Raw genomic sequence first — 15,797 nt, 5'->3', positions numbered from 1 at the left:
ATCTTCAGCTTGTGGTGTATTGATCTATCACACCTTATCAAAATCAAAAATAACCTTTCCCTTTTTAATACCGAACAATATCACGTTGTTTTTCGTACTTGTCAGTATTGAGTGTGAATTCGCTATGTGGATAATTTATAACCATCGTAGCAGGGGGGATGATGTTACCCACCGGCTAAAACGCATGTTGGAGTGAGGGAATAACGATGAACCATCTAGAGTATCTTGTTCCGGTCGACTCTACTTCTCCCGTGGCGCGCTGTACTTTGATTAAAAAACTTGGCGGTTATGGGTTTATCGAGTGTTCGCTACTGGTGAGTTTTCTACAGCTGTTTTGTAATGAAGATCTTGATGTGATTGAATTACAGTATATCAGGGATAAAGTTAGAGATTTCCTGGGTAAACATGATAATCAAAGCGATTATTTTTCTGTTCTGAGACAGATTTCCCAAGAAACTCATGATGCTATTACCCGTGTTATCAAAGTACCACTTTGAATATTCTTTATTCTGTCTTGTGGATGTCGGTGACTGTTCGCCGGGAAAATTATTCTCTTAATGGTCGTGCTACCATTTCTAAATGGGGCACTGCAACAGTCGGGAATGTAAGTTTCTACTGAATGATATAACAGAATACTTCTCAGCTATATGGGTTCCTCCTTGTTTATAATGTCTAAATTTAATCACCTGTCTATTTGTTAACTAAAGGTGAATTAGATATGCAACGTATCGTTGAGCGGTTTTATATTATTGTAATTATTTATTTTTCCATGTTATGTTCCATGCCCGTTTTAGCGAGCGGTATCCCCGTAGATGGTGATCCTCTTGCCACATTGAGAATACGTGTCTCAGCTACGGGATACGAGAATATTTCCCGCGACTCGCTCCCCGTGTGGATAGAAGTAACGGATGTTGAACACTCCCGTGAGGTGATTGTTCCGCCACCTCACTATACTTGCGCACCAGAAAATAAAAAATACCCTCAGATACTCTTGCACCCATTATCCCGGAAAGGAATGCATAATATGGGTGGAGGATGTCGAATTATCCCCTCGACCGGATTTTATAACGAGGTTAAGCGAGGATGTTCCGCGGTGCTAGTCTGATACTTGTTTGAGATGCTACCTACTAGGCTTTTATTAATATATTATTGCAGGGCTCGTCAGAGCCCTTTTTTGGATTTGACCCTATATATCCAGACGTTTTTTCTCTCTTATGATTGCGATAACTTCCTGTGTCTATATTCCCGTGGTGAGCGATATCCCAGCGCACTATGCGGATGATGTTCGTTGTAATGACTGAACGCCACCGCAGATTCATCACCGCTGTCTGGCTGTCCGGTTTTGGCATGATGCTGATGTAGTCCCGTTTTATCGTCTTCACGAAGCTTTCAGCTATGCCGTTACTTTCCGGGCTTCGCACTGCTGTCGTGCAAGGCTCCAGTCCCAGCAACTGTGCGAACGCCCGCGTTTCATGTGCCCTGTAGGCCGAACCGTTATCCGTCAGCCACTCCAGCGGCTCTGATGGCGGATGCTGCCCGAGGCGTTTTTCCACCGCATCCAGCACTACATCCTGTACTGTTTCTTTGTCATAGCCACCTGTGCCTGCTGTCCAGGCGATGATCTCCCGGTCACAGCAGTCCTTGCGAAGGTCACCGGAAGCTTTTCGCCATTGTCACAGCGGAACTCGAACCCGTCTGAGCACCAACGCCGGTTGCTCTGAGCCAGCGCCACGCGTCCTTGATGCGCCCGCTTCCGGTGCCTGTTTGCTGGCTTACGCTCAAGAAGCAGATGGTGGGTACTCATGCGAGACACCCGCTTCGCATTAACCACAGGCAGGCCGTCTCGCTCAGGCTCCCATCTCAGCAGCGCCCATACACGTCGATCCCCGTATGTTGGCTGAATGGCCACATAAATTATTTATACACTCTGAATGAGTTTAGTTATTTTGTTGTTATTTTGACTCCGTCAACTTGAGGTGAGCTGCCATTGCATTTATCGTCATAAGACCAACCAGTTACTTTATATTTCAAAATCATGGCTGTTTTTAATAAGTCATAAAAGGCCATGCCTTTTGGTCCATCATTTAAATTGTTATACCCTTGAATATAGCTTTTTTTTGTCAGTCCATCCTTTTCATATTCAAAAGAGATACAATTCCCTTTGTCTGGACACTCATCGCCACTATACCCTACATAACCAAGGCTGACGGATATTATCTTGGCGTCTGAGAAGCAAATGTTTTCCCCTGCTCCAGCATAAACGCTATTTATGGAGAAATAAAAAACAAAAAACATCATGGTTATAAAATGTTTCATCATAAATTCCTTATTAACATGGTAAAATGAGATATATTGTCAAAGTCACACCATATATTAAGACGTTCAGTGCTAAATGCTTCTCTACCAGGACGTGTCCAACCGACTCCCCTATTAAAACTTATAGACACTATCTGATGTAAGTATTGATAACCACCTTCTATTAATGGCAATAAATTTTAGTGGCTGAGAAAATATGCAGTTTAATTCGTTGTTTTCGCAAGATACATAATTGATGGTCACCTCTTTACTAACATTTTCATCTATCCAAGTATTAGGTATTTTAAATGATAGCTCGCCAGTATAGTCCTCTCTTTGGGATGGGGTTTTGTGTGAATGTACACCATTGAATTCAATGCGTACATCTTTTCCTGTAATGCCATTATATTTTACCGTGACAATGTTTAAGTCATCGTTAATAACAGGGGGGGGGAGGTTACCCTTTCCTTCGATTAGTAAAGAAAGTTTTTTTGATTGATCAATATGTAAATTCTCTTTTGTTACTGAAAATGAAACGTCTACAGAATGGCCTATATTACTTAAAATCTCCCTTCTGGGTATAATGAAACTCATTGGTTCTATTTCATTAACTTCTTTATAACTTGTGTTATAAGAATTACTTACCCCATCCCAATTAATGATAACTTTATCACCTTTAGTCATGCCTCCGTATACAGGAACAATGACCGTCAAATAATCAAGGTTATCATAATCAGATTGTTTAAGTATTTTACCATTTCCCCCAGAGGCCTCAGGAATATTAGGTAAATGCACCCTGGCTATTTGCTCCTCTGGATGCCAACTAAAAACTGATCCTATTTTATCATCCCAGGAGATCCTGATCACAGGAACAGTAGTTCCCGTTTGTTCCAAAAAATCACGTTGCATAAATTGAGCCCCAGACAAACCTTTCATATCCTCGTTACGTCCCCCAAAGACATAAAAAAATGACTCTATCGGTAGTTGCTTACCGATACCGGCAGGCCAAGTAGCGACTGAAAGTTCATTTTGTCTCCAGGCTATCAGCTGATCCTGTACATCCGTTAAACGGCGGGCTTTCAGGCTGGTGGCAAAAGCGTGAGTATCTGCGGCAAAAGAGCACTGGTGATGATAACGTTGTTGACTGGCTGGCGTTACAATATTGAAATGCGTTAACCATTGTTCTGCGGTGGTAATACCTTGAGATGCGCACTCACGGCTTTCTTCAGGGTAATCAGAGGCTGCACCACAACCATGATGAGAACGAATTTCGGTACCTGCATCATAGGGAAATGAACAGAGAATTTCCAAAGGATAGGGGGATGCAGCAGCATCTTGTCCGCTTTTAAGAGTGAACCCTTGGGTTCGAGAAGATTGTAACTGATTGATATCCAGGTCACTCCGGAAATATGAAAATGCTATTCCTCCACGCTGGACGGAGTCCGGACTTGCTTCCCACGCATGATAACGTGTACTAGCATTTGCAGCACGTATTACTATGCCGTTGCAAAACCAGGCGGGGTGGTCTCCACAAGTATCGGAAGTATCATAGAAACGTTTGTTCATGTCTGCCGCAATCTGTTCGCCAGCCATTTCTCCGTCAAAAGCTTTTGTTGTACCTGCGTGTATGAACAGCGCTATCACAAATAACTGTAGTGTTATTATTCTGTATCTATTTTTCCCCATAAGATATCATCCTTATTACAATGAAAATAATGCCATTGATCACTAGTTATTTAAATAAACTCAGGGTTGGGGTTTATGTGGTGGTGCTAATTGTCTGTTTGATGGTGTTGTGTTTTTTATCTTTTTTAAACTTGAAGCGAGTTATTTGGGTTTGTGTGTTATAAAATACCCCAAAGAATACCTTCAGCCAAAGTAACTCCTTCTTATTCTTGTGGCGGACGGTGGGATGAATTCCATTGATTTGTCTTTTTTAGGGTAAGTAAAAGTAAGTGGGAATGCAAATGAAGTGTGGTTATTTTAATTAAAATTAAGGTTTTTAAGGTAATTGCTTTCCTTATTCATAGTTAGGAAACTCAATCGCCCCTTTGTGAGTTTCCTAACCATGGGGTGTGGAGATAAAGAGCCGTATGTGGTGGTGCCTACCGCGTGTTAATGCGAAAAGATACCTGTTTTTGCTGTTTTTTTAAGCTAAAACCCATTTTTCAGGTGCACTTATCCAGTAACGGGGTCTGAAGCCATCGTTTTTTCGCCATCCGATGCAGCCTGTCAGAGGGCATTTTTGTAGCGAGTTTCCCCCCCCCACGGCGACGGCAAAACGCAACCGGCCTTTGCTCAGAATGCACTGGTACGGAGCTGTGTCCGGGAAGCCTTTCATCAGCACCGCAAAACCTGGCCGCTTCGGTTTTTTCCGTGCCATCATCTCCAGCGCGTCGTAGACCTTCGGCAGCAGCGTGCCTCGCTTGCGGTTGGCCGAGAAACCGTAATGGCGCACCATTTTAAAATGCCGCGCCGGGACATGGCTGACATATCTATGGGACTAGTTTATTAGGTATAACCTGGAGGTTGTTGACTTAACCCTTGAAACGATTGCGAAGCCACTTTCAACCGCTTCAAGGATTTAGAGTAGAGGCGTGTCATTTCCGTGTGAGTAGCTCCAGAGCTGAACGATCCGTATCCTGAGTTGGCGTCATTGGCGTATTATCAATGGACCAACCAGGAAAGAACAGGTCAATCGCCAGCGCTTCTAGCGCGGCGATTGGCGCATTATCATTATCGACCCACCCCAATAGCGGATAGCTCAGCAGTGGATTTCCGATGCCTAAGGTTGTCACGTTGGCAAAAATATCAATACAGCCCTGCCATTCCGTCGCCGCTCCATTTTGCGCGGTACTCTGAACGGATGTACATATGCCGACCGCCGCTGGAAACTCAACGCCGTAGTACTCTAATTTACCGGTAATCATGATGCTATCTCCTGTTAAAGGTGAAATAGAGGGTGAAGGTATTGGGGGAGTGTTGTTCGGCTTTTAACGCCATACCATCGTTGGTGATTTTCATTGTGGATACGGGGTTGACTGTGCTGTCGTAGATTTCTAGCCCGCGTGGTGATACCGCAACTTTGAAACTGGAGCAGAGGCCGTTTAACCCTGTAGGGCCAAACACCTGTACGTCGTAAACATCTTTCACGCCTGGCGCATTCCTGCTGCCAACATAGGCAAAGGTTCTGATTGTGCGGACTTGCCCGGGTGCAAAGGTTGCGGCGTATTCCGCGCCGTAGGTGCGATAGTTACGTGTAAATAGATTTGTACCGCTAGCAATATAGTCCGCCGTGCAGTCAAAGACTGAGCGATTCAGATGAGTATCCCGTAGCGTCAGCGCATCCCCGGAATGTACAAAGGCAGCGCCATTCATCGAATTAGTATGTGCCGTGAATGAGTTTTTGTAATTGATTGAGCAACTGTGTAGGGAGCTGCCGACGATGCCGCCCAAATAACCGCAGTCTATGTCCACTTTGGCAAAGGCGCTGTCATGAAAGTCCAGAATGATGTCAAAGAAGAAGTTTTCGCCCTGTTGTGCCGTTCGCACGACTGAGACAGTGCTTGACCAATTTCCGGATGTTAAGGTGTCCCCGGCTGCATAAGAACTCTTCGCGCGGGAAACATCTTTTTCTTCGATGATTAAAACCTTATGGACGCCGGAAGCCTGCGTATAAAATGCCAACACCTCGCCGGTTGCTGCTCCATTCGTGATTTTCGCACCGCGTTCTAAACCGTTTAGCGTCGAGCCGGAGAGTGTAACCTCTGACAGATGACGCCCGTTGAAGTCGGCATCCCCAGAAATTTGTGCGTATTGTGCGCCGTTCCGTAACAGATAGGCACCGTAACGCATCTTGGTCACGAATCCCACACAGAGTTTATGTCCCTCGGCGATCGGCGTATCTTTTCCCGTACCGCGGGCAAGGAACGCGCCGACATTGCCGTCATACCAGTATTTGCCATAGATAAAATTGGAAGCGGTTGGCCAATTTTGCTGACGGCAGTCATACACAATATTACAGCGTGTGGCTCGTCCTATGGTGATCTGCGAACCACCGCACCCTCGTCCTACCATTTCGATACCGTTGCAAACACCCTTGCCATCTAAAAAGCCGATGTCAATATTTAGCCCGACCATACAGCCTCCGTTCACGGAACCCAATGTAATGAGTGCCGGGGCAGACTTCCAGTCTTTATACTTGGGGATACTGTCGTGGGCGACGACCTTAGAGAGTCGGAGATCCAGCGCTTGTCCCCAGCCATCGACAATGAGCGGTGATTTAAACGCCATTGGCCTAAATGACCATAGTTTGTTAAAGCCGTTGTTGCGCGCGTAGTCATGGGCCGCTTGCGCTGCGGGCTGCCAGTCTCCGTCTTCGCTGACGAGGTGTTTGAAGTCTTCGATAAATATCAGATTATTCAGCTTTGCCTCAACGGTGCGCCCCTCTAATGCTGTACTGATGGCGTAGCCCATATACGAGGCGCCAGCGGGAGAGGCAAGCTCGCTGCGAAATGTCGGGATACTTATTTCTACCCACAACGTTGGCCCGAGCCCGCCGGTCGTCTCTGGCGATGAACCTGGCGGTATGACTTTAGGGTAGTCGCCACGCCAGGAGTAAAATGCCGGCGTGGCAGATGAATACATTACCTGGGAAGTGTTTTTGAGGGTGCAGCCAGCGTCAAAAGTACTTACCTGAGGCGTTTCTGATTTACTGAGTGCGTCAAGGATGGCGTAATGCGTCGGGTAACTTTTCTGACAACCGTCGGCAGAAAGTGATATATCTGCTGCTCCATTATTATTGATAAATTCATCGACATAATACCGTTTTGACGTGCGCCAAACATGAAAATACTGGCCGTTTAACGTTGCAGCCAGGCCTTCCTCTATAGTGTCAACGGCGTGTTCAAAGTAAAGTAGTTCGCGTAACTTTGCCAGGCTGGTTCCTCCATGGGTTTCAAACCCGTCGGAGAATAACCGGATAAAGGGAAAACGATCTGCGTCGTTAAGGTAATGGGCGGCTTCTTTTGCCGATGCTTTTACATCTTTCATGCGCAATCTCCTATATATTGAATGCGTTATTTATTTTCTATTTAGTGAATCTTATTGTATATACTTAACCTTTAGCATATGGTGGTGTTTTGCTATGCGTTATTTGGGGTTGATGGTGGATGGTATGGGGTAACTAAATTTTAGGTTAGCTTTTCGCGCTTTGCCTTTTTTTGTTTGGCTGTGAGTCTAGTGGTCGACGATTGGTTTTATTAGATTGGTGTTTTTTATTAATGTTTCTTGTGTGTTGGTTTTTTGTTGATTCTTCGTTTTCATCCGAAGGGTATGAATGATGACTGTCACATTATTGTATTTTCTGACTAGTCAGAATATTTTGATTTTTTTTATTTTTATTTTTTACTGATGTCTAATGAAAACAATGTGTTATGTTTTACGCTATCCCTGGCCGTTTTATAAAATGCTTACCCTTTTTAGATAAGAGAGCGACCAGTGCGGCGTTGACGATGGATGAACGGTATGGATAATCAGCTTTGGTCTTTTTTGTGTTGTTAATTTGTTTTTCCTGTAATAATAAAAATTAACCCGATAATGATTATTTATGGGGGTGTTGTTGTTTTTTTTGTGACGATTTATTTATGGGTTTATTTAACGGATTTTTCTTCTTATGGTATAGGAGAGTGTGTTGTGTACGATGCTGTTATGAGGCTGATTTCCCGCTATATTTGTATTTTCGTTATTTTTTCTTCTTTAGTGATTTGGTGTATTGCTGGAGGTTTATTATTCTTATTTTGTAAGTGGTGAATTGCTTCCTATGATTGAAGGTGACTTGAAACTCATTTTTAATGGTTTTTTGTATGGTTTGTTGCATTGAATTATTTTTGGTCTTGTTTTCCTTTTTAGATATTATCCTGTTTTAGCTTTCTAAGCCGAATGGTATTCTAGGTGGAACTACATTTAACGGATATTTTTGTTGTGCTTAACGGTGGTAAAAGCCATCATTCTGAAAATGTGGATAGGTATGGTTAATCAACTATACTTCATTCTGTATCAATGATGGGGGTGGGAATGAATAACTGGCGAAAAGGTCTTGGGTATTGGCTGGCATTTGTTGTCGTCTACTTTTCGTTGGCTATGATCAGTCTGGAGACCCGAGATCCATGGAGTTTGTCGAGTGCTGTCTGGCTTCCGGCAGGATTGGTTCTAGGGACGTTATGTTCTAGCCCGAGAATATACTGGCCAATATGGGGGGTGAGTGCAGGATTGTTGCATATATTCGCTAGTTTACATTATGGGCGAAGCATTGATATTGCTCTGGTTTTCGCTTTGGTTGACCTGGTTGTTATTTTTCCGTTAGCCATGGTATGGTATAGCATCCATCATTATTTTCGTCATTTTTCTTATCGCAGTGAGTCGGTAATTTTATTAACCGGTGTTTATGTTAGTAGTGTTCTTGGCGGGGTTTTTAGCACGTTAGCCTTGACGGTCATGAACTACCCTGTTGTTTTATCTCATTTCTTTACCTGGGCGTTGTCTAACGCTACAGGGTGTTTGTCCAGTGCGCCATTTTTTATTATTCACCGGTTCGTGAAAAAAGAGAAAATATCGTTCTCCCTGCTTAGGGTATTTTTTTTATCATTGGTTGCCGCCGTTTTTTTTCTACCGGGGGAGTTATTACAGAGTTACCTACTTAGCCAAGCCTTACTTTATTTAGTCTTAGGACTATCAGTCGTTTTTACGGCCTGGCTACCGCTGCGAATATTGTCAATATATTTTATGTTCTTGACGCTTTTGGTCAGTCTTTCGACATTATATGGTTATGGTCCCTTGGCAACCGGCGATCAGCAAGGGGTACAGGCATCACAACTTTATCTGTTGACGGTAATTACTTTGGGGCTGATCGTGGCGGCACGAGGTAAAGAATTCTTGTTGCTGAATACCAAAATGCGGCAGCAGTTAGCCCTGCTTGATAATGCACTGCATCAGCAACAGCCGGTGTTTTTCCAGCTGTCAGCCAATGCGACCAGACTTAGTTGGCTGTGCGGTACGCCTGTTTTTGGTATTCCGGTAGAACAAATACGAACTCTGCCGTTGTTGCTGGCACGAATACATCCGGAAGATCGCGCCGCATTCGCTGAATGTTTACTGTCTGCCGTGGACGGGCACTCCTGCATCAGGCAAAGCACCTTCCGCTTATTATTGCCGGATAGTTGCTACCATCGAGTCGGCTGTAACCTGCTTGAGACGGGGCCGTCAGTGGACACTCTTGGCCTATTCATGCTCTATACTTAATTTATCTTATTGTTTGAGGCTGTCCTGTGTATAAAAAGATTCTGATTGCTGACGATCATCCGGTGTTTCTGCTTGGGTTACGAGCGTTAATCACCTCAACCTTTAGCAACCGCTATACCATTAGCGGCGAGGCACAGAGCGTAGACCAGCTGTTGATGCTACTGGATCAGGACATACCGGACGTTCTGCTGACGGATTTTAATATGCCTGGCGAAAAACAGTCCGACGGATTACGGCTGATCTCGACGTTACGCCGTAAATTTCCGTCCTTGCCCATTGTCGTGGTTACGGTGCTGTCCAATCAGGGATTAATCAATTCCATTTTAGCTGCCGGCGTTTATGCCGTTATTAATAAACAAAGCTTGGCCGCGGAACTAACGCTTTGTCTTGATAAATTATTACAGGGAAAAAGTTATCAATCACCGGTTGTTGCTCAGGAGCATGCGCTTATGAGCCCGAGGGAGCTGGAAGTGGTGCGCTTGCTGGTCCAGGGACACAGTGTTAATCAAATTGCAGCGATGCTTTGTCGGACTAAACAGACGATCAGCGCCCAGAAAAAAAGTGCAATGAATAAAATTGGCGTAAGTTCAGATCTGGAACTTTTCGAATATCTACGCAATGTAGGTATGTAGCTGATGAGATTTATTGCGTTTTTGGCGTTATTTTTACCTGCTTTTGTGGCTGCTGACGATATCACCGTTGGCCTACTCGATGATAAGTTGCCTTACAGTGATTTTAACCTTTGGCAGCGGCCTGGGGGAGCATTGCCGGAGTTACTGGAGACGATGGAAACCCATGGCGCTTTGCATTTTTCATTGCAGCCTGCGGATAGTATAGGGCAATTGACGCAGCTGTTGCGTGAACATAAAGTTGCCATGGTACTGCCGCCGCCGCTGGTCATACCGCCTGACGGCATATTAGTCTCAAACCCGCTCCTGAGCCAGCATTGGGCTATCATTACGCGCAATAATCACCTGCCCTTAAGGCATTCAAGCCGGATCAACCTGAACCAACAGAGAATATTGCTGCTGCAAAACAGCCCGGTGCGTACGTCTTTAGAATCAGCCTGGCCTGATGCGGCTATAGAGGAAGCACCAACGATGAGTGAGGCACTGAAGCTGTTACATGCAGGCGCGGCAGATGGCATTGTCTGTGATGCCGCGCTAGCAGATATGCTGGTTCATAACCTGTATCCCACGCAGTTAAGCAGTGAATTACTGCCGGGCGTTCACAGTATTCAGACACTGTGGTTTGCTCCCGGTGAGGAGGCGTTACGGCAGAAGGTCAACCTGGTGATTGACAATTTGCCGCCGGGGTTGGCCGCATCGATCGTTACCCGCTGGTTATTGAGCGCGTCCCTGGATGATATACATCCGGGGACGTCTACCGACAGAGAGCTGTTTAATGCGCTCGTCGTTATCAGTTGCATCCTGTCTCTGTTTCTCAGCGCTTTTTTACTGGCTGAAATACTGCGCCGTCGGCGCGCCGAACGAGGGCTGCTTGATGCGTTGACTTACTGGCAAACATTACTGAACAGCATTCCGACCCCGCTTATTGTGCTTAACCCGCTGGGTGAAATTACTCATTGTAACCAGGCGCTCTTAAAATCTTTACAGCTGACAAGCAAGCAAGTTATCGGCAGCTCTCTGGAAACGATGTTGGCGCATAATCCGATCTCACCCGTAGTTAACCATCAAGAATGGATAACCGCGCTCAGCTCAATGAAACCACAGTTTTCAGATCGCACCATCCTTATCCAGGGTGAGGAGAAAGAGATAGTGCAGTGGCTGGCTGTATATAATGACAGCAGACTGATACCGCAGGGGTTGCTGCTCGGCTGGTATGATATCAGTGAGAGAAAGCGGCTGGAGCGTGAATTGGCGAAGGCATTACAGCAGGCTACGGATGTCAGCCGGGAGAAAAGCGACTTTCTTGCCCGGATGAGCCATGAAATCCGCTCGCCAATGAATGCAATTCTGGGGGTTCTGGAACTGGAGGGGGGAGCAGAAAAAGCCGCTGATTCTGCGTTGAATATTGCCTATGTGGCATCTCGACAGCTGTTGCAGATTGTTGGGGATGTGCTGGATCTTTCCAAGATAGAAGCGGGAGAAATGCAATTACAGGTACAAAACTGCGCGCTGTATCCGATGCTGGAGCAGATCGTTGAAACGTATATTACGCTCGCCGAGCAAAAGGGACTGCGCCTGGACTGCGATATTGAATCCGTGTGGCGGCATTATTATAGCGTTGATAGTGCGAAGTTAACGCAGATACTTAACAACCTCCTGAGCAATGCGATTAAATATACCGACCAGGGCTATGTCAGCCTTCAGGTTACCGTTATTGCTGAGGGGGAAGGGAGAGATACCCTGACCTTTAGGGTGGAAGATAGTGGTATTGGCATTGCGGCGGATAAACAGGAAAAAATTCTGCAGCCTTATATCCAATTAGATCATGCGTCGCCGGCGAGCACCGGGCTAGGACTGCCTATCTGTACACAGCTACTAAAATTGATGGGAAGTTCGTTGCATATACGCTCAGCGGCGGGAAAGGGATCCCGTTTCGCGTTTAGTTTGCTGCTGGACTGCATCGCGGAGCCGCCAGTGTCTGGCGGGAAAACGCCGGGAAACGATGTTGAGAATGCTTTGCGACTGTTGGTGGTCGATGATCAGCGGGCTAATCTGTCGGTTATGAAACTGCAGTTGGAAACGCTGGGGCACTGGGTGGTTACCTGCAATGATGGTAGAGAAGCTGAGCAACTGTTGCTCTCACAATCTTTTGATATCGTGCTTACGGATTGCCAAATGCCGGTTATGAACGGCTATCAGTTTACGGAAACTATCAGGGAACGTGAGAAAAACGGGGAGGATTATCAGGTTATTATCGGTTGTACCGCCAATGCCTTTAACGATGAGCAACGGCGCTGTCTGGAAGCCGGCATGGACGGAGTGCTTATCAAGCCGGTGACGTTGCAAGATTTACGTGCTTTGTTTGCCGAGCAGCAACAGGTCCGGTTGTGTCTGTCGGAAATTATTGCGATGGCGGGTCAGCAGTCGAACATTGTCATATCCGTACTGGATGAACTGCGGTGCAGCACCGAGCACGACCGCCAGCAGATACTGGAGTTGTCCCTTGAAGAACAGGATAAACTCGCCCAGGTTCTGCACCGGCAAAAGGGCAGCTTTGCTTTAGCCGGATTTCAGCCGGGCGTAATGGTTAGTCAACTGATGGAGCAAGCCTTACAGGTATACGATGAGCCGGCTCTCAGAATATTCAGGCTGCAGCTTAATGCATTGAGTTTACGCTTTATCTCCTTACTGGAGCGAGAACGTGGCAGAATTAATAAAGAATAATTTGCCGAGGTGCGTAGGGATGAAAGCCGAATGGCTGAGTGCTACACCACCGTGTCGTGCCGGATATCCTGTTTACCGCCTGCTCCCCCTGCATGAGGAATATTTTTGGGCGGCTGAAAAATACAGTAGTTTGGTGTACAGCAACCGGATAAAAGCAGCAAAGAAAATGATAATAACGTAAAGCGAAGGTTTTTCATTGAGGTATAGCCTATGCCTATGGGTAATGAAGCATGGTCGTGGGCGAAAAAAAGAGGGAGCAAAGACTATGTCAGGGATAGTAATGGGGAGATATATTCTGACTGGTCTGATTTTTAAGTTTTTAACCTGAAGTGATTATGGTGTAATTCATTGAAAATATAGTGTGTTTGGTGGTGGGTTCAATGATTTCTGCTCTTTGATATTAAAATGCAATGTTGTGGTCGTTGATGTTTGGTTTTAGTTTTACCGGATACTATTCTGAGGAGTTAATGTTGACTTAATTTGCAAGGGTCGTACTTGTAATATTTGTCTTACTTTAATTTATCATGAAGGAGTAACGGTGAAATATTCAATGAAAAGAGTCATTACACTCTTGGCCGTAGTTGTCATATTATTAAGTGGTTGCACATCATACAGACATGTTAAGCTGGAAAACCAGCCATTAAATAATGGCAGCTATTACCTGACGGAACCGCCTATCTATGCCGGTGACAAAATCAAATATCAGTTGATGAATGGCGAGAAGGGCGAGATGTCGGTCGTGCAGGTAACGCCGCAGAGCATCATTGGCAATAATCATGTGACGATTCCGTTGTCGCAGATTGATATGCTGGAAAAGCAAGAGGTATCGACAGCCAAAACCGGCGCAGCGGTTGGCGGTGGCGCTGTTGCTATCGGGGTTATTTTAACCGCCGTTTTGGCGGTGGGCCTGGCTACTGCGGTGAGCGGTTAGCAGAGAACCCATGCTGAAAGAGTATCCTACTATTTATTAAATAATTGTTTTATCTATCATTGTTGCGGCAACTCTGTGATTAAGGTGACGAACCATCTGAATACAGATGGGGAAAATGATCGTTGAGGAATAAGCTTAGTGAATAAGCTTATTCCCGATTTACTGTTATCGTTGTAAAATGATAATTCAGCGTTGTATATGTATATTTTTAGCATATCCGCCGGGGCTACAATAGAATGTGATTTTCAGACCCGTAGCCTGAGCGGTTAACAGTGCGGCATAGTCTGCTTTCCCCGCATCGCTATTGAGTGATCTTACCCAGCAATAGTGGACACGCGACTAAGTGAGTAAACTCTCAAGCAAGAGGTGACTCACATGACAAAACCAGCATCAACCACCAAAAAGCCACGCAAGCAACATACACCTGAATTCCGCGACGAAGCCCTGAAACTGGCTGAACGCATTGGTGTGGCCGCAGCCGCCCGCGAACTCAGCCTTTATGAGTCGCAAATTTACGCCTGGCGTAGCAAGCGGCAGCAACAGGCAACGTCCTCTGAACGTGAGAGCGAACTCGCCGCTGAGAATGCCCGCCTCAAACGCCAACTGGCTGAACGGGACGAGGAGCTGGCCATTCTCCAAAAGGCCGCGACATACTTCGCCAAGCGCCTGAAATGAAGTATGTCTTTATCGAAAAGCATCAGGCTGAGTTCAGTATCAAAGCCATGTGTCGGGTACTGCAAGTCGCCCGCAGTGGCTGGTATGCCTGGCGTCAGCGTCGTCACCAGATAAACCGACGTCAACGGTTCCGACTTGTCTGCGATGATGCGGTTCGACAGACCTTTGCCAAGGCAAAACAGCCTTATGGAGCGCCTCGTCTTGCTGATGAACTGCCGGAGTACAACATCAAGACTATCGCCGCCAGTCTACGTCGTCAGGGGCTGCGGGCGAAAGCCTCGCGCCGGTTCAGCCCGGTCAGTTACCGTGAGCATGGTCTGCCAGTATCCGATAATCTGTTAAAGCAGGACTTTTACGCCAGCGGCCCGAATCAGAAGTGGGTGGGTGACATCACGTATCTGCGCACCGATGAAGGCTGGCTGTATCTGGCGGTGGTGATTGACCTGTGGTCGCGGTCAGTCATTGGCTGGTCGATGTCGTCACGGATGACGGCACAGCTTGCCTGCGATGCACTGCAGATGGCCTTATGGCGGCGTAAACGCCCGGAAAATGTCATCGTGCACACAGACCGAGGTGGTCAGTACTGTTCAACGGATTACCAGAGCTTACTGAAACGGCATAATCTGCAGGGCAGTATGAGCGCTAAGGGCTGTTGTTACGACAATGCCTGTGCGGAAAGCTTCTTTCACTCACTGAAGGTGGAATATATCCACGGGGAGGACTTTGCCAGCCGGGAAATAATGCGAACGGCAGTGTTTAATTATATCGAGTGCGATTACAATCGCTGGCGTCGTCACAGTGCCTGTGGCGGTCTTAGCCCGGAACAGTTTGAAACCCAAAACCTCGCTTAGGGCCGTGTCCACATTACGTGGGTAGGATCAAGGTTCCCCTTCACCACAGTTTGCCACCACATTGTTATAGCTTGAAGTCAGCTGAGTGGCGATGGCCTGGCCGGCTGACTGTGAAACCTCTGCGCTTTTGCTTTCTGTTGTGTCCATTCCAGCCACACATGTTAAAGACGTTGCACTCAGGAATAATAAAGGGGAAAGAGTGAATAGGTGTTTATACATTATTTATGAACCTTTTGGTCAAGGTGCTTAATTGCTGTTTCATTGATGGCTGCTATACAGTAGATTCAATACTCTCTATATCTTGGGGGGGATTCTATAGATGATTATTTTTATAGTACAAGACTATTTTCTTAAAAGTATATTTTCATAAAACGATAACAGGGATTTTAATAA

The 15,797-nt window shown here is 46.0% G+C and carries 12 protein-coding genes and 1 pseudogene; 7 read left to right on the top strand and 6 right to left on the bottom strand.

All coding sequences use genetic code 11. The features are described from left to right. Positions 1 to 206 precede the first annotated feature (206 nt). Positions 207 to 497: a hypothetical protein gene (locus D781_RS23765; protein ID WP_015673879.1), complete on the top strand. Its 291-nt coding sequence runs from the start codon at positions 207 to 209 to the stop codon at positions 495 to 497. A gap of 715 nt (positions 498 to 1,212) precedes the next feature. On the opposite strand, the pseudogene D781_RS18585 reads toward D781_RS23765, so the two are convergent. The 6 genes and pseudogenes from D781_RS18585 to D781_RS18560 form a co-directional block, all read right to left on the bottom strand. Beyond that, positions 1,213 to 1,909 (bottom strand): annotated as a pseudogene (locus D781_RS18585) (IS3 family transposase); the annotation flags it as partial. 32 nt (positions 1,910 to 1,941) lie between these two features. Further along, complete coding sequence (locus D781_RS18580; protein WP_124014463.1) at positions 1,942 to 2,319, bottom strand: hypothetical protein; 378 nt, start codon at positions 2,317 to 2,319, stop codon at positions 1,942 to 1,944. 111 nt (positions 2,320 to 2,430) lie between these two features. Then, on the bottom strand, positions 2,431 to 3,981 hold the full coding sequence (locus D781_RS23760; protein WP_015673877.1) for a hypothetical protein: 1,551 nt from the start codon (positions 3,979 to 3,981) through the stop codon (positions 2,431 to 2,433). 463 nt (positions 3,982 to 4,444) lie between these two features. Further along, the gene (locus tag D781_RS18570; protein ID WP_041411892.1) at positions 4,445 to 4,756 is read right to left on the bottom strand and encodes a hypothetical protein; all 312 of its coding nucleotides are present in this window, start codon (positions 4,754 to 4,756) and stop codon (positions 4,445 to 4,447) included. A 139-nt stretch (positions 4,757 to 4,895) separates the two neighbouring features. Further along, positions 4,896 to 5,225, bottom strand: coding sequence for a hypothetical protein (locus D781_RS18565; protein WP_015673876.1), 330 nt, complete (start codon positions 5,223 to 5,225; stop codon positions 4,896 to 4,898). A 4-nt stretch (positions 5,226 to 5,229) separates the two neighbouring features. Further along, on the bottom strand, positions 5,230 to 7,347 hold the full coding sequence (locus D781_RS18560; protein ID WP_015673875.1) for a hypothetical protein: 2,118 nt from the start codon (positions 7,345 to 7,347) through the stop codon (positions 5,230 to 5,232). Between the two features lie 1,023 nt (positions 7,348 to 8,370). On the opposite strand from D781_RS18560, the gene D781_RS18555 reads away from it, so the two are divergent. The 6 genes from D781_RS18555 (at position 8,371) to D781_RS18530 (ending at position 15,404) form a co-directional block, all read left to right on the top strand. Next, complete coding sequence (locus tag D781_RS18555; protein WP_015673874.1) at positions 8,371 to 9,594, top strand: MASE1 domain-containing protein; 1,224 nt, start codon at positions 8,371 to 8,373, stop codon at positions 9,592 to 9,594. Positions 9,595 to 9,620: 26 nt separating this feature from the next. Next, the gene (locus tag D781_RS18550; RefSeq protein WP_015673873.1) at positions 9,621 to 10,226 is read left to right on the top strand and encodes a response regulator transcription factor; all 606 of its coding nucleotides are present in this window, start codon (positions 9,621 to 9,623) and stop codon (positions 10,224 to 10,226) included. A gap of 3 nt (positions 10,227 to 10,229) precedes the next feature. Beyond that, positions 10,230 to 12,947 carry a response regulator gene (locus D781_RS18545; protein WP_080062368.1) on the top strand — a complete coding sequence of 906 codons (2,718 nt, stop codon included), beginning with the start codon at positions 10,230 to 10,232 and terminating at the stop codon, positions 12,945 to 12,947. A gap of 19 nt (positions 12,948 to 12,966) precedes the next feature. After that, positions 12,967 to 13,128 (top strand): hypothetical protein, encoded by a 162-nt coding sequence (locus D781_RS23910; protein ID WP_158497489.1) that lies wholly within the window; start codon positions 12,967 to 12,969, stop codon positions 13,126 to 13,128. A gap of 357 nt (positions 13,129 to 13,485) precedes the next feature. Continuing rightward, positions 13,486 to 13,878, top strand: a complete 393-nt coding sequence (locus D781_RS18540; protein ID WP_015673871.1) for a hypothetical protein — start codon at positions 13,486 to 13,488, stop codon at positions 13,876 to 13,878. 375 nt (positions 13,879 to 14,253) lie between these two features. Continuing rightward, positions 14,254 to 15,404 (top strand): IS3 family transposase gene (locus tag D781_RS18530; protein WP_102024985.1). Its coding sequence is split into 2 segments (ribosomal slippage): positions 14,254 to 14,512 and positions 14,512 to 15,404, totalling 1,152 coding nucleotides; the frame shifts between segments, so codons are not numbered across the junction. Positions 15,405 to 15,797 lie beyond the last annotated feature (393 nt).

The sequence above is a fragment of the Serratia sp. FGI94 genome (assembly GCF_000330865.1).
GTDB lineage: Bacteria > Pseudomonadota > Gammaproteobacteria > Enterobacterales > Enterobacteriaceae > Serratia_B > Serratia_B rubidaea.
The sequence above is the reverse complement of the archived record's forward strand: the minus strand, read 5'-3'. Positions and strand labels throughout refer to the sequence as shown.

Bases quoted from the DNA above. Each gene is read 5' to 3' on its own strand.
- D781_RS23765 (WP_015673879.1), top strand. From the start codon at position 207: ATGAACCATCTAGAGTATCTTGTTCCGGTCGACTCTACTTCTCCCGTG.
- D781_RS18580 (WP_124014463.1), bottom strand. From the start codon at position 2,319: ATGATGAAACATTTTATAACCATGATGTTTTTTGTTTTTTATTTCTCC.
- D781_RS23760 (WP_015673877.1), bottom strand. From the start codon at position 3,981: ATGGGGAAAAATAGATACAGAATAATAACACTACAGTTATTTGTGATA.
- D781_RS18570 (WP_041411892.1), bottom strand. From the start codon at position 4,756: ATGGTGCGCCATTACGGTTTCTCGGCCAACCGCAAGCGAGGCACGCTG.
- D781_RS18565 (WP_015673876.1), bottom strand. From the start codon at position 5,225: ATGATTACCGGTAAATTAGAGTACTACGGCGTTGAGTTTCCAGCGGCG.
- D781_RS18560 (WP_015673875.1), bottom strand. From the start codon at position 7,347: ATGAAAGATGTAAAAGCATCGGCAAAAGAAGCCGCCCATTACCTTAAC.
- D781_RS18555 (WP_015673874.1), top strand. From the start codon at position 8,371: ATGAATAACTGGCGAAAAGGTCTTGGGTATTGGCTGGCATTTGTTGTC.
- D781_RS18545 (WP_080062368.1), top strand. From the start codon at position 10,230: ATGAGATTTATTGCGTTTTTGGCGTTATTTTTACCTGCTTTTGTGGCT.
- D781_RS23910 (WP_158497489.1), top strand. From the start codon at position 12,967: ATGAAAGCCGAATGGCTGAGTGCTACACCACCGTGTCGTGCCGGATAT.